Origin of the sequence: Streptomyces sp. SID13726 (assembly GCF_010548375.1) — a bacterium.
In the GTDB taxonomy this organism is placed as follows: Bacteria; Actinomycetota; Actinomycetes; order Streptomycetales; family Streptomycetaceae; genus Streptomyces.
The window spans coordinates 1-419 of the sequence record NZ_JAAGLY010000576.1 but is presented as its reverse complement, the minus strand read 5'-3'; the positions used below and the strand labels follow the sequence as shown (position 1 = coordinate 419).

Below are 419 nucleotides of genomic sequence, written 5' to 3'. Positions count from 1 at the left end.
GTGGGCGTGGCCGTGGCCTCCCTCGCCCTCGGTGTGGCCCTCCTCGCCCTCGTGGGCGTGGTCGTGGCCGGAGGGGCCGTGGACCTCCAGCCCGGTGAGCTCGGCGGCGTCGACCACGTGCTTCACGCCGGACTGGGCGACGGCCTTGTCGACGGCGGGCTGCAGGCCCTTGAGGTAGAGGACGACATCGGATTCGCCCAGCTGCCCGGTCTGCTTCGGCGTGATCTCCAGATCGTGCGGTTCGACGCCCGGCTTGGTCAGGGTGTCGACCTTCACGTGGTCCTTGCCGATCTGCTCGGCGAGGAACTGCATCGGGTAGAACGACGACATGACGTCGAGCTTGCCGTCCTTGCCGCCGCCGGCAGAGGCTCCGGAGCAGGCGGTGAGGGCCGTCTCGCCGAGGGCCACGGCTCCGGCGA

At 70.9% G+C, this 419-nt stretch carries 1 protein-coding gene; it reads right to left on the bottom strand.

The genetic code is table 11. The annotated features are described in order from the left end of the window. Positions 1-419, bottom strand: a 419-nt coding sequence (locus tag G3I78_RS49205) for a metal ABC transporter substrate-binding protein (protein ID WP_164437175.1), incomplete at both ends; no start/stop codon positions are given.